The organism is Sulfitobacter geojensis, assembly GCF_000622325.1.
Taxonomy (GTDB): Bacteria; Pseudomonadota; Alphaproteobacteria; order Rhodobacterales; family Rhodobacteraceae; genus Sulfitobacter; species Sulfitobacter geojensis.
Genome location: NZ_JASE01000005.1, coordinates 1,677,738 through 1,689,116, shown reverse-complemented (window position 1 = coordinate 1,689,116; position 11,379 = coordinate 1,677,738). Strand labels below are relative to the sequence as shown.

The 11,379-nt window shown below is 58.5% G+C and carries 11 protein-coding genes and 1 tRNA gene; 8 read left to right on the top strand and 4 right to left on the bottom strand.

Annotation, left to right across the window (positions count from 1 at the left end):
- Positions 1 to 5: 5 nt before the first annotated feature.
- Together Z947_RS0110210 and Z947_RS0110205 are read left to right on the top strand one after the other, a co-directional pair.
- Positions 6 to 1,463 carry a biotin carboxylase gene (locus Z947_RS0110210; protein WP_025044209.1) on the top strand — a complete coding sequence of 486 codons (1,458 nt, stop codon included), beginning with the start codon at positions 6 to 8 and terminating at the stop codon, positions 1,461 to 1,463.
- A 9-nt stretch (positions 1,464 to 1,472) separates the two neighbouring features.
- Entirely contained in the window at positions 1,473 to 2,444 is a 972-nt protein-coding gene (locus tag Z947_RS0110205; protein ID WP_025044208.1) for a C45 family autoproteolytic acyltransferase/hydrolase, read from the top strand.
- Positions 2,445 to 2,487: 43 nt separating this feature from the next.
- Here Z947_RS0110205 and Z947_RS0110200 read toward each other — a convergent pair whose 3' ends face one another.
- From Z947_RS0110200 to Z947_RS0110185, 4 genes are all read right to left on the bottom strand, one after another.
- Positions 2,488 to 3,804 (bottom strand): TRAP transporter large permease, encoded by a 1,317-nt coding sequence (locus Z947_RS0110200; protein ID WP_025044207.1) that lies wholly within the window; start codon positions 3,802 to 3,804, stop codon positions 2,488 to 2,490.
- A gap of 4 nt (positions 3,805 to 3,808) precedes the next feature.
- Positions 3,809 to 4,303 carry a TRAP transporter small permease gene (locus tag Z947_RS0110195; protein WP_025044206.1) on the bottom strand — a complete coding sequence of 165 codons (495 nt, stop codon included), beginning with the start codon at positions 4,301 to 4,303 and terminating at the stop codon, positions 3,809 to 3,811.
- 6 nt (positions 4,304 to 4,309) lie between these two features.
- Complete coding sequence (gene dctP, locus Z947_RS0110190) at positions 4,310 to 5,275, bottom strand: TRAP transporter substrate-binding protein DctP (RefSeq protein WP_025044205.1); 966 nt, start codon at positions 5,273 to 5,275, stop codon at positions 4,310 to 4,312.
- A 292-nt stretch (positions 5,276 to 5,567) separates the two neighbouring features.
- A tRNA-Ser gene (locus Z947_RS0110185) sits at positions 5,568 to 5,657 on the bottom strand.
- 228 nt (positions 5,658 to 5,885) lie between these two features.
- Between Z947_RS0110185 and Z947_RS0110180 the strand changes: the two genes are divergently transcribed.
- From Z947_RS0110180 to Z947_RS0110155, 6 genes are read left to right on the top strand one after another with little or no spacing between them, the layout of a single operon-like run.
- Positions 5,886 to 6,764 carry an SPOR domain-containing protein gene (locus tag Z947_RS0110180; RefSeq protein WP_037938842.1) on the top strand — a complete coding sequence of 293 codons (879 nt, stop codon included), beginning with the start codon at positions 5,886 to 5,888 and terminating at the stop codon, positions 6,762 to 6,764.
- A 17-nt stretch (positions 6,765 to 6,781) separates the two neighbouring features.
- Positions 6,782 to 7,948 carry a D-alanyl-D-alanine carboxypeptidase family protein gene (locus Z947_RS0110175; protein WP_025044203.1) on the top strand — a complete coding sequence of 389 codons (1,167 nt, stop codon included), beginning with the start codon at positions 6,782 to 6,784 and terminating at the stop codon, positions 7,946 to 7,948.
- Entirely contained in the window at positions 7,945 to 8,574 is a 630-nt protein-coding gene (gene tmk / locus Z947_RS0110170) for a dTMP kinase (protein WP_025044202.1), read from the top strand. Before Z947_RS0110175 ends, tmk begins: the two co-directional genes overlap by 4 nt.
- A 37-nt stretch (positions 8,575 to 8,611) precedes the next feature.
- Complete coding sequence (locus Z947_RS0110165; protein ID WP_025044201.1) at positions 8,612 to 9,724, top strand: DNA polymerase III subunit delta'; 1,113 nt, start codon at positions 8,612 to 8,614, stop codon at positions 9,722 to 9,724.
- A 13-nt stretch (positions 9,725 to 9,737) separates the two neighbouring features.
- Positions 9,738 to 10,562 carry a TatD family hydrolase gene (locus tag Z947_RS0110160; RefSeq protein ID WP_025044200.1) on the top strand — a complete coding sequence of 275 codons (825 nt, stop codon included), beginning with the start codon at positions 9,738 to 9,740 and terminating at the stop codon, positions 10,560 to 10,562.
- Positions 10,562 to 11,362 carry an MBL fold metallo-hydrolase gene (locus tag Z947_RS0110155; protein ID WP_025044199.1) on the top strand — a complete coding sequence of 267 codons (801 nt, stop codon included), beginning with the start codon at positions 10,562 to 10,564 and terminating at the stop codon, positions 11,360 to 11,362. The genes Z947_RS0110160 and Z947_RS0110155 overlap by 1 nt, the downstream gene beginning before the upstream one ends.
- Positions 11,363 to 11,379 lie beyond the last annotated feature (17 nt).

The following is an 11,379-nucleotide window of genomic DNA, read 5'->3' as shown; positions in this document are numbered from 1 at the left end:
TACACATGCCAACAGTTCTCAAAAATATCTCGGAAATCCGCCGGTTTTTTCACCGTAACGAAGATCCGGTTTACTTCATCTCGGCGACTAACTTTAACCTTTTGGGCCTCGATGAATGGGTAAAGAACTTTAAATACATCTGCTATATCGACTGTTACGGCGGCAAACACCCGAACGTGTTCTGCCCCTCTGAACAACCGCATGCGGAGTTCCAGTCCATTGAAGACATCAATAATTACCTGCTGCAGCACAAGGAAGTCATCGACTTTATCAAGCGTCGTGGCGGCAAGCCGAAGTTTGTGTTCCTGATGTTTGACGAAGAAACCGAACGCCTGTCCAAAGAGTTGGGCGCGGATGTCTGGTTCCCGAAGGCCAAACTGCGCACCAAAATGGACAACAAGATTGAAACCGTGCGCATCGGCAACAAAGCGGGCGTGCCGTCCGTGCCAAATGTGTTGGCGGAGGTGAAATCCTACGAAGACCTGCAGAAAACCTGCGAAAAGGCCGGCATCGGCCATGATCTGGTGCTGCAATCCGCCTTTGGCGATTCAGGGCACACGACGTTCTTTATCAAATCCGAAGCAGACTTCCGCCGCCACGAGCATGAAATCGTCGGCGAAGGCGAGATCAAGATCATGAAACGCATTGATTGTCGCGGTTCCGCGATCGAGGCTTGCGCGACCAAGGAAGGCACAATTGTTGGCCCGCTGATGACCGAACTTGTCGGTTTCAAGGAACTGACCCCCTATCGCGGTGGTTGGTGTGGCAATGAAATCCTGTCTACCGCCTTTCCGCCCAAGGTCCGCCAGAAGGCACGTGAACTGACCTTCAAGTTCGGGGAACAGCTGCGCAAGGAAGGGTATCGCGGGTACTTTGAACTGGACTTTCTGATCGACAAAAAGACCGGTGACATCTGGCTTGGCGAACTCAACCCCCGCATCACCGGTGCGTCGTCCATGACCAACCACGCCGCTTTTGCCCATGCGGATGCACCGTTGTTCCTGTTCCACCTGCTGGAATTCTCCAAGAAGAAGTTCCAGTTGGATGTTGATGAACTTAACGCCCGCTGGGCTGATTCAGCCAATATCGACAGCTGGTCGCAGATGGTGATCAAACATACCGATGACAGCGTGGATATTTGTACCGAAGCCCCCGAAACCGGCATCTATAAAATGCTGGAAGACGGCAGCGTTGTATTTGACCGTTTTGATTATCACCGCCGTGCTGTAGAATCCGAAAACGAGGCCTTCTTTCTACGCATCCTGCAACCGGGTGATTACCGGTATGAAGGGGCCGACATCGGCATTTTGGTGACGCGCGGGCGTTCAATGACGAAATCTTTCCAGTTGAACGAACGGGCGAAAAAGTGGATTCACGGCATCAAGAAAACCGTAGAAGGCAAACCCTTGCCTGCGGCTAATGCGGGACCGGTGCTGGCTGATCCCGCCTTCAAGATCCTGTAAGGAGGAGCCATGCACTGGCGCGCCCTCAGCGAAGATACGCCCGGTCCCAAGTGGGCCGGGCTTTTCGCCGAATACTGGCCGGACTATAAACGGTGGTGGCTGAAAGAGGGCGACTCTGCGCGTGCCAGCTATCTGGTCAGCCGGCGGGCGCTTGAAGACCACATGCCCGAAATTGTGCCGCTGTATGACAAGCTCTGCGAGCTTGCCGGTGGCGGCGATCAGGCGGCGCGGTTCCTTAGCTTTTATTGCCCTCCGCCGTATCTTGCGGGGTGCAGTCAGGCGATCTGGACCGGCGAAGAACCGGTTCTGGTGCGCAATTACGATTACAACGCCAATGCCTTTGACAGCCTTGTGCTGCGCACCAACTGGCAGGGGCGGCGCGTGGTCGGCACCTCTGACGGGTTGTGGGGGCTGGTGGACGGGATGAATGACGCAGGCCTTGCGATTTCCCTGACTTTCGGCGGGCGGCGCATTGTTGGCACCGGTTTCGGTGTGCCGCTGATCCTGCGCTATGTTTTGCAAACCTGCACCACCGCAGAGGAAGCCGGCGCAGTACTGGCCCGCGTACCGACCCACATGAGTTATAATGTGACTGTGCTGGACGCTAATCGCAACTATTTAACTGCGATGATGGCGCCGGACCGGCCTGCCATCATTACCCATGCCGCCGTTGCGACCAACCATCAGGAAAACGTGGAATGGATCAGCCATGCACGGTTTACCGCAACCGTTGAACGCGAACGGTTCCTGTTGCAGCGCCTAACCCTGCACCGCGATCCAGAGGACAAATTCATCGGTGCGTTTCTGCGCCCACCGCTTTATTCTACGGCTTTCAGCGCCGGTTTTGGTACGCTTTACACGGCTGTCTACCGGCCACGGCTCGGCGAGATGGAAGTCAGATGGCCCGGCACGGTCTGGTGCCTCGGGCTTGACGCATTTCAGGAAGGGGGCCGCCGGGTCCAAATACCGGGGGCGGCTTGACCCCTGCCCGGCCAAGCCACCACCCCGTTCGGATACGCCGCATCTACCGTCCCATCAGCCCCGGCAACCACGTGCCAAGTTCCGGTAAAACGACAATAAGGCCAAGCACAAATAGCTTGATCAACAGGAACGGCGAAACCGCCGCATAGATGTCGCGCATGCGGATGTCAGGCGGTGCTACACCGCGCATCACAAAGAGCAAAAGACCAAAGGGCGGCGTCAGCAATCCGATTTCCATCGTCAAAAGATAGACGACACCCAGGACCAACTCGTTGATCTCCATCGCTTTAGCCAAGGGCACAAACACCGGCACGGTCACCATCAGCATCGACACCTGATCAATGAAGCACCCCAGAAACAACAGGATCGCGATGATGCCCAGCAAGACGATAAGCGGCGTGGGCTCAAAACTGTTGATCATGTTGATCAGCCCGTTCGTCGCCCCTGAAAAGGACAGAACCTGCGCAAAGGTCTGACTGGCCGCGATGATAAACAGGATCATCACCGACAGTTTCAGCGTTTCCATCAGGGCAGCCCCCAGTTTGGCCCAGCTTAGCGAACGATAGGCGGCCCCGATCAGAACAGCCGTCAGGCTGCCCAAGGCCGCGCTTTCGGTGGGGGTCGCGAAGCCCAACAAAAGCGATCCGATCACCACTGCAAAAAGCGCTGACAGCGGCAGAACGTAGATTACAAAAGGCGTCCAGCGTTCCCTGAGCGTCATTTGTTCCAGTGTGTCGGGTGGCGCCACAGAGGGGTCCAGCATGCTGCGCCCAACGACATAGGCGACAAACAGGAACGCCAGCAACAGCGCGGGGATCACGCCGGCGACCAACAAACCGGCAATCGAAATGCCTGCCAGTGAACCGACCAACACTGCCAGTGCCGAGGGCGGGATTAACATCGCAATGGCACCGGATGCCATAATCGGCCCCATCGCCATGGACGGGTGATAGCCCTTTTTTAACATGCCCGGCAAAAGCGTGCTGCCCAACATTGCGGTATTCGCGATCGTCGATCCGGACAGCGCTGCGAATATCGTGCCCCCGAAAATGGTCACCACCGACATCCGGCCCGGAATGCGTGTCACCACCCGCTCAATTGCGTCGATCGCACGATGCGCTACGCCGGTCTGAAACAGGATCTCCCCCATCAGGATGAACAAAGGTATTGGCGCAAGCTGGAAATTCGCCACCGATTGCGTCGCATTGCGCGCAAGTTGCAGGATGCCCCGTTCGCCCCCCAGCACGAAATAGGCACCAACGGTGGTGACAACGATAAAGGCGAAAGCCACCGGCAGACCGATCAGCAAAAGCACGGCCAATCCGCCCAGCATGACAGTAAGAATAAGACCCCAATCCATAGCGTTATAACCCGTTCGGTGTGGCATCGGCCACGTCGGGCTGCACGATCTTGCGCAGGAAAACGATCACGCACAGGATCAGCGACGCAGGCACGAAGGACAGCATCCACCATTCAGGGATAACGAAAGAGGTACGGATCATCGATCCGCGGGCCGCAGACGCAAGGGCGGCCTGCACGCCGTACCAGCCCAACACCGCGGCCGAAGCGGCACCGATAAGGTTGGTGAGACAGCTTAATCGAGAACGCGCTACGGGCGCAAGCGATGCGGTCAGCAGATCGACTTTGACGTGACCGCCTTTGGCTAATACCCAAGGTGCGCCCATGAATGTGGCGATCATCAGCGCATATTGTATTGCATCCAGCGCGCCGTATATCACCGGCAGGCCAAGGTTTCGCAGCACCACGTTGATGGCGATGATCACCGCAATCACCCCCAGAATGCCCGCCGACAGCGCGGCAAGCATCCAGAGCGACCGGTCAAAGAATACTCCGATCATGTCCGGTTATTTGCTCAGACAGGCGCGCAGTTCCTGTGCAAGCGGCGTGTCCACGGCCTCGACCGCGGCCCAGCCTGCATCACGTGCAGTGGTCAGCCATTTTTCAGCGCCAGCCGCGTCGAACGTGATGGTTTCAATCCCCGCTTCGGCCTGTTTTGCATATTCGGCGGTGTTGATTTCGGCGTTGTTCGCGTTCAGCGCCTCCATCCATGCCGCACCTTCCTCAAGTTTGGCGCGCTGCGCATCGGTCAACCCGTTCCAGACATCGAGGTTGACCAAGAGGTTCACGTCAACATTGTAAAAGCTTGGATCAACGCGGTATTTCGTTTGCTCGTCCCAACCAAGGTCCAAAACCCCTTGCGACGGCCAACCGTAACCATCAATCGCCCCGCGCTCCAGCGCACTATAAACTTCGCCCGGTGCGGTGCGCACAAGGTTCGCGCCCAGTGCCGAAAACATCGCCTGATACACCGGCGTTGTCCGAATGGTCAGCCCGCTCAGGTCCGGCCCCTCGACAGGTTTTGTGAGATACAAATGAAACCCGATACCATCGCCTGCATGGGCCAGATATTTCACGTTCATCTGTTCTTGGTGAATCCGGTCAATCACCGCGTAACAGCCATTCTCGCGTTGTTCCTGCACGGTGTTTTCCGCAAGGTGAATGGCGTCCCCTGTTGGCACAAGGTTCGGATAGAAGGCCGCGGTGTTATTGGCCAAATCCACGACACCCGATTGCACGGCATTGCCCAACTCAAAAGGCGGTACCGCCTCGGGCCCGCCGATCAGGTCGATCTGAACTGTGCCTTTGCCGTTTTCGTTGATCCAGCCGACAAAAGCCTGAAACTCACGACTGAATGTCGTATCCAGATTAAAGGCCGAAACGGCCCGCAAGGTGACTTCTTGGGCAGATGCCTGCGAGGTGAACGCGGTAGCAACAAGTAAGCCAGCGGCCAATGTAGATTTGAATTTCAAGTTATTTCTCCCGGTTGGATCGAGACCCCGAATCTTGTGTTCAGGTGTCAATTTATATGAATACGCATATATTTATTAACGAAGTTTCGTCCGCTCGTCAATTTCTGATACCTGTGCGGGGCAGATGGCTCGGGGCGAAATGGCGCGAACTCGCAAGCCTTCGCGGGCCAATATTACAGTGGGTTTAGAAGGCGATGGCGCAAAAATGGCACCAGCCCGCGGGCAAGCCAAGACGCTTGGCCAAGCAAAAGCGCGTGTACGCTTGCTGATTATTTCTGGAATAAAAATTTGCTGGCGGAGGCTCAGGGATTCGAACCCTGGGGACGCTCTCACGCCCGTCGGTTTTCAAGACCGGTGCATTCGACCACTCTGCCAAACCTCCGCTGCCCGCTCCTCCTAATGTGCAAAAATTGATTCGGCAAACCACAATCCGCAGCGCAACATCACTGCCGTATCTGGGGAAATTCGCCGATCCGTGTCTTGCGGCCTTTTCAGGTGTGGCGTTGCAGGCTAATGTGCGCGCAAGATCCTCTGCAAGGGGGCGTGAAACTGCGCCGTTTACAACGGCAAAACGAGGTCCGAAGTGGCCCACAGGCAAGGACGATACCGAATGAGCAGGCCCATGGATACCACGCGCAAACCACGGCACGCTGCGCGATTGACCGTCACGGCTGCTGTCGCATTGTCCCTGCTTGCGGGCTGCGACGAGAACGGGCAATTCGCCCTGCCGATGCCAAATGGCAAATCCGTTGCCACCACCGCGGGCAGTACGAAATCGACAAAACTGGTCGAACGTGACGTTGAGGCACCCGAGATTTTCTCGGCGACCGATCAGGGTTTGTGGGACGGGCGGCCCTCACTCGGCGGGGTCTGGGTTGCACATCCCGATGTTACTGAGCCCGAGCGCGTGATTATCCGCAACGAGGCAAACGGCAAGTTTGTCATCGGTGCGCTGTTTCGCAAAGAACGTGACCTGCCCGGTCCCAAGCTGCAAATCTCTTCTGATGCAGCAGCCGCGCTCAGCATTCTGGCCGGTGCCCCTGCTCCGTTAAATGTGACCGCCTTGCGCCGTGAAGAAACCGAAGAGGCCGCACCAATTGACGAAAGCGCAACAAGCACTGTCGATGCACCGGCACAGGTTTCAGAAACCGCGCTTGATCCGATTGCGGCCGCTGGTGCCGCGATCGACGCCGCTGCGGCGACGCCGGTTACGCCTCCTGCCCCGAAACCCGAAACACCCCGCCAGACATCTTCGCTGGCTAAGCCATTCGTGCAACTTGGTATTTTCTCGATCGAAGGGAATGCGAACAGGGTTGCCAAACAGATGCGCGGTGCCGGTATGGTGCCGGTGATCAAACAGTCCGAAATCAATGGCAAGCCGTTCTGGCGTGTTCTTGTCGGTCCTGCGGGGTCAAAATCCGAACTTAACAACCTCATCAAGGCGATCAAAGCCGAAGGCTTTTCCGACGCCTATGCGGTCACCAATTAACGGGAGCCTGCCCACTCATGTTGCGCAATCTCACTGCCCGAATCCTTGCAACCAGCCTAACGCTCGCGCTGTCCACATCGGCGGCTTTCGCCTTTGAAACCAAAGCGACCGCGGCCTATGTGATCGACCAGACAACCGGCACTGTGCTTTTGGCGAAAGATGCCGACACGCCCCTGCCGCCGGCGTCCATGTCAAAGTTGATGACGCTTTACATGGCATTCGAAGCCGTCGCTTCAGGCCGCTTGGAGCTGGACCAGAAACTGCCGGTTTCCGCAGATGCGGCAGCTTACAGCGGGTCGACGATGTTCTTGCAAGAAGGCGAACGCGTCACGGTCGAGGACTTGTTGCGCGGCATCATCGTTCTGTCGGGCAATGATGCCTGCGTTGTCATCGCCGAAGCATTATCCGGCACCGAAAGCCGCTTTGCCCGCGACATGACCATGCGCGCGCAGCAGTTGGGCATGACCAATTCGACCTTTATGAACTCTAACGGCTGGCCCAAACCCGGCCACCGCATGTCGATGCGTGATCTGGGGCTTTTGGCGAACCGTCTGATTTCGGACTATCCGCAGTTCTATCCGATGTTTGCCGAGCGTGAATTCATGTTCGACGCGAACGAAAGCGCCAATCGCTTCAACCGCAACCCATTGTTACAACTGGATATCGGTGCTGACGGGCTTAAAACGGGTCACACCTCCGAAGCCGGATATGGTCTTGTCGGCAGCGCGAAACAGGGCGACCGGCGGGTGATCTTTGTGATCTCGGGTCTGGACAGCGCGGCGGGACGGGCGCGCGAATCTGAATCCATCGTCAACTGGGCCTTCCGCCAGTTCAGCCAGCAAACCCTTGGCACTGCCGGCACGCAACTGGCCGAGGCACCTGTCGCCATGGGCGATCAACCAACAGTTGGTCTGGAACTGGCCGAAGACCTGTCCGTGCTTACGCCGATTTCCGCAAGTGGCGGTTTGAGTGGCGAGGTCGTGTTTACCGGTCCTTTCCGCGCGCCGATCCTGAAAGGCGATGCCATCGCCGAATTGATCCTGACCCGCGAGGACCTGCCTGACGTCACCGTGCCGCTGGTCGCCGCGCAGACCGTGCAACCGGGCGGGTTCATGGTCAAAATGACGGCTGCAGCGAAACATCTTCTGGCGCGTCTTAACGCAGGGCCGCAGGACGCTTCGTGAGCGACACAGGTCTGTTTATCAGCTTTGAGGGGATCGACGGGTCTGGCAAGTCAACGCAGGCGCGTTTGCTGGCGGACCACCTGCGCGATCTTGGCCATGACGTTGTACTGACGCGCGAACCGGGCGGATCGCCGGGGGCGGAGGAAATCCGCGCCTTGGTGTTGCAGGGCGATCCCGACCGTTGGTCTGCGCGCACCGAAATCCTGTTGTTTACCGCAGCGCGGCGCGATCATCTGGAACGCACGATCCAGCCGGCGCTGGACGCGGGCAAGATTGTGATCTGCGACCGCTTTGCCGATTCCACACGAATGTATCAGGGCCTGTCGCGCGGCGATCTGCGCGGGATCGTGGATGAATTGCACCGTTTGATGATCGGGGTGGAACCGGACCTGACGGTGCTGATCGACATGGACCCGACCCAGGGTTTGTCGCGGGCTCTTGCGCGCCAGACCGTCGAGGAACGGTTCGAGGATTTTGGCGAAGAGTTGCAACGCGCCATGCGCAAAGGGTTTCTGGATCTTGCTCAGGAATATGCACAAAGGTTCGTCACCATTGATGGCGCGCGTGGCATTGACGACGTCGCCGCAGATGTCCAACAGGTTGTCGCGGCACGTTTACCGTCCTGAGCCTTCCCTCCCCCGTCAAACCTGCTAGACCCAAATCATGAGTGATGACGCCCCCCAACCCGACCGTGTAAGCGGTGCCTTGCATCCCCGCGACACGCCCCGCTTGATCGGGCAAAGCGCGGCCGAAGCGGCATTTCTGGATGCTTTCAATTCGGGCAAGCTGCATCACGCCTGGATGTTGACCGGCCCGCGTGGTGTGGGCAAGGCCACTCTGGCATGGCGCATCGCACGGTTCCTGCTGGCGACGCCCGACGATGACGGCGGCATGTTCGCAGCGCCCACACCTGACACGCTTGATGTTGATCCTGATCACCCCGTTGCGCGGCGCATTGCGGCCAGCGGCGAAGGGGCGCTACGCGCCGTCACCCGTTCGGTCAACCCCGACACCAAAAAGCTGCGCAAACAGATTGTGGTGGATGACATCCGCACGCTCAACGGATTCTTCCAGATGTCGGCCGCAGATGGCGGGCGTCGGGTTGTCATCATTGATGACGCCGACGAAATGAACCCCAATGCCGCGAATGCCCTGCTCAAGATGCTCGAAGAACCGCCCGAACGTGCGGTGCTTTTGCTGCTCAGTCATCAGCCGTCCAGCTTGCTTCCCACGATCCGCTCGCGCTGTCGCACGTTGCGGCTGGCACCGCTGGATCCTGTCGATATGGAAGCTGCTTTGGCCGCATCCGGTGTCGCATTGCAGGGCGATCCGACAGCACTTGCCGCGCTTTCGGGCGGTTCTGTTGGCGGTGCCTTGCGCCTATCACTAATGGGCGGTTTGCAGATTTATGCCGAGCTGACGGGGTTAATGGCGTCCCTGCCCCGGATGGACCGCGCCCGCGCGATCAAACTCGCCGAAGCCGCAGCGCAACGCGGGGCGGAGGAAAAATTGATCCTTCTGTTTTCATTGGTCAATCTGCTGCTGGCCCGACTGGCGCGCACCGGTGCCACCGGCATGCCGCCCCCGACCGAAGCCACACCGGGCGAGACCGAGCTGCTGCAACGTCTATCCCCCACCCCGCATCAGGGGCGCAAATGGGCCGATCTGGCGCAAGAGGTATCGGCGCGGGTGCAACACGGCATGGCAGTGAACCTTGACCCTGCCGCGCTGGTCCTAGATACCCTGCAAAAGATAAGCGACTGTGCCCCTAGGTAGAATGACGGACCGCATGACCGACAGCTCCCAAACGACCCCAATGCCGCACATCACGGACAGCCATTGCCACCTTGATTTCCCCGATTTCAAGGACCAGCTGCCCGAAGCCATTGCCCGCGCAGCTGCGGCTGGCGTGACGCGGATGGTCACAATCTGCACCAAGCTGCGTCAGGTTGATACAGTGCGCGCCATTGCCGAGGCGCACGCGCCGGTGTTCTTTGCAGCGGGCACCCATCCGATGTCCGTCGCCGCGGAACCGATGGTCAGCGTGGATGAATTGATCGCCCTCACAGCACACCCCAAGATGGTCGGAATCGGCGAAACCGGACTGGATTACCACTATACAGCGGAAAGTATGGAGGTGCAGCAGACCTCCCTGCGGATCCACATCGACGCGGCGCGCCAGACGGGTTTACCCCTGATCATCCATGCCCGTGACGCTGACGCTGACATGGCCCGCATATTGACCGAAGAATATCGCAATGGTGAATATCGCTGCGTCATGCACTGCTTTTCTTCTTCTCCGGAACTGGCCCGCGCAGCGCTTGATCTGGGGTTTTACCTAAGCATGTCAGGCATCACTGCCTTTCCCAAATCCAGCGATCTGCGCGACATTTTTGCCGCCGCCCCGCTTGACCGGATTGTTGTGGAAACCGACGCCCCCTATCTTGCGCCCCCGCCCCATCGCGGCAAACGCAACGAACCTGCATTCGTCGCACATACGGCGCAGCGGGCGGCTGAAACATTTGGCATGCCATACCCTGATTTTGCAGCGCAAACGCAACTGAATTTCGACCGGCTTTTCTCGAAGGTCGCCGCATTTGAGGCGGCGCACTGATGGCCGAGATGCGCACCACCATTCTGGGCTGCGGCTCTTCCGGCGGTGTGCCGCGCCTTGGCGGCCATTGGGGGGCTTGCGATCCAACCGAGCCGAAAAACACCCGCCGCCGCTGTTCCATCCTTGTCGAGCGTGTAACGGCAGAAGGCACCACATCCGTACTGATCGACACCTCTCCCGATATGCGCAGCCAGCTTCTGGATGCCGGTGTCGGGCGCTTGGACGGGGTGCTTTATACCCATGCGCATGCCGATCATGTCCATGGCATTGATGACCTGCGCATGATCGTGATCAATATGCGCGCCCGCCTGCCCGTTTGGGCCGACGCGCCGACCAAAGCGGCCCTGCTGGAACGGTTCGGCTATGCCTTTATCCAGCCCAAAGGGTCGATGTATCCGCCGATCCTGGATCTGAATGATATCAACGGGGATACGACCATTGACGGGCCCGGAGGCGCGCTGACGTTTACGCCGTTTCTGGTCAATCACGGCGGTATGGACGCGCTGGGTTTCCGTGTAAACGATGTCGCCTATCTGCCGGATGTCGCAAAAATCCCCGATGCGGTCTGGCCCCATCTTGAGGGGCTGACTTGTTGGATCGTCGATGCCCTGCGCCGCGATCCCCACCCCACGCATAGCCATCTTGATCAAACACTTGGCTGGATCAGGGATATGGCACCGAAACGTGCCGTGCTGACCAACATGCACAATGATCTGGACTATCAGACCATCGCCGCCGAAACCCCCGACCATATTGATCCGGCCTTTGACGGCATGGAGCTGGTTTTCCCGCTGGGCTGATACCGCCCCGCACTCCA